This window comes from Pseudomonas sp. 1176_21 (assembly GCF_052850635.1).
The window spans coordinates 1-1,458 of sequence record NZ_VXCV01000032.1 but is presented as its reverse complement, the minus strand read 5'-3'; the positions used below and the strand labels follow the sequence as shown (position 1 = coordinate 1,458).

General features: G+C 48.8%; 3 protein-coding genes. 2 read left to right on the top strand and 1 reads right to left on the bottom strand.

Features of this window, described 5'->3' with window-relative positions:
- Together FW760_RS25960 and FW760_RS25955 are read left to right on the top strand one after the other, a co-directional pair.
- Window positions 1–421 (top strand): hypothetical protein (locus FW760_RS25960; RefSeq protein WP_446444109.1); only part of this gene is annotated, 421 nt, incomplete at its 5' end.
- A complete protein-coding gene (locus FW760_RS25955; protein ID WP_043305952.1) occupies window positions 421–705 on the top strand; it encodes a hypothetical protein in 285 nt (94 codons plus the stop codon). The genes FW760_RS25960 and FW760_RS25955, both read left to right, overlap by 1 nt.
- 108 nt (window positions 706–813) lie before the next feature.
- Here the strand turns inward: FW760_RS25955 and FW760_RS25950 are convergent, their stop codons facing one another.
- Window positions 814–1,305 (bottom strand): helix-turn-helix domain-containing protein, encoded by a 492-nt coding sequence (locus FW760_RS25950; protein WP_218186785.1) that lies wholly within the window; start codon window positions 1,303–1,305, stop codon window positions 814–816.
- Window positions 1,306–1,458: the final 153 nt, after the last annotated feature.

Sequence of the window (1,458 nt, the reverse complement as noted above, 5' to 3'; positions counted from 1 at the left end):
TGGCGCTGCCGGAAAGGTAGATGATCTAACTACTAGTGGCTTAAGTTCAGCGTCAAACCTACCAAGTGGAACAGGTCTTGGTGGTTTCAAGGTCGGCTTAAGTGCAGATGACATCACTGCTATAAATTCACAGTTTGGCGGTTCGGTTTCATTCAGAGAAGTAGATACGGCTATTGCAAATGCTGCCAATTATGATGGTTTTTATAATAAGGCTGGCTCAATGATCAGGGATATTGCAGGCGGGCATCTGTTTGATAATGGGAACAAGCGGACTGCTGCTGAGGTGGTTGAGCAGTTGATTATAAAAAACGGCGTGGATGGTCCGCCAAGACAAATTATTTGGAATGTTGTGGATAAGGTTGCGACGGGGAATCTAACTAATGTCCAAGACATTTCAAAAGCATTAAGAGGGCTGGATTAATGTCTTTCAATGAGCTTTCTGAAAAGTATGCGGCTCGTTTCGGTTCGCCAAGTATGAATGGCGTCGGGCTAGAGGAGTTTATTCAAATACTAGAGTTGGTGGCGATGAAAAATAAAGGTTTTTTCATCTTTAAGGTGGATGGTGAAAGAGAGCGTAATATTTATACTTTTATTTTAAATATGTCGACAAGTAACGATGTTGTAATAAGAAAAGATACAGATAGCATACGGGAAGGTATGGAGTATTTTTTCTCTGAGCTTGAGCGGCTCGGTATATATCCATAACTTGATATTTAGAAATTTTACTTGTCCCCGATAGCAGAACTCGCACTGGTATTTTCTGTAAAAGTTATTGGAATTGCACCGGCCTCGCGCCGGTGTTGTTTTATCTGCTTACTGCAAAATCTCTCTTCCTTCGCTGCTTGCCTTGGTCGTGGCCTGAGCAATCAAGGCGTCGAGCATCTGCGCAACGAATTTCTGTTGGCTCTTGGGCAGTTGATCGATGGCTTCCAGTTGCTGTTGCCATTTCGGAGCACGCCCACGTTTACGCACAGTGGTTTCCTGCTGCTGACCAAACAGCTCTTCGAGTGTGGTCGAAAGGAGTCGGGCCAGTTCTGGCAGCGCCGCTACCTGAATCCGCCGCTTACCGGACTCATAGGCTTGAATAGTCTGCTGGGACACGCCCAGCCGTTCGACCAGTTGGGTTTGGGTGATGCCATGTTCTTTGCGCAGGCGGGCAATGCGTTCGCCCAGAGCAATGAAAAATTCACGTTCTTCGCTGGTGATGCTCATGGCTATCGTCGACGTGATCTGTAATAGGACAGCCATTAACTGCACCTGGAAGAACGCAAGCTCATCTCCGAGCAAACCAAGGCGCTGGCGCAAGAGCAGAACATCAGCGTGGCCGAAGCCGAGCGGCGCATGGCCGAGGCATTTGCCTACTACACCGACAAGGACTGGCAGACCACGATCAGCGCTGCGGGCGTGAAGTTCGACGACAGCACCCTCGCCCACCTCGGGCAGGCGCTGGCGCCGCTC

Excerpts from the sequence above, each read along its gene's own strand:
- FW760_RS25955 (WP_043305952.1), top strand. The coding sequence starts at position 421 with ATGTCTTTCAATGAGCTTTCTGAAAAGTATGCGGCTCGTTTCGGTTCG.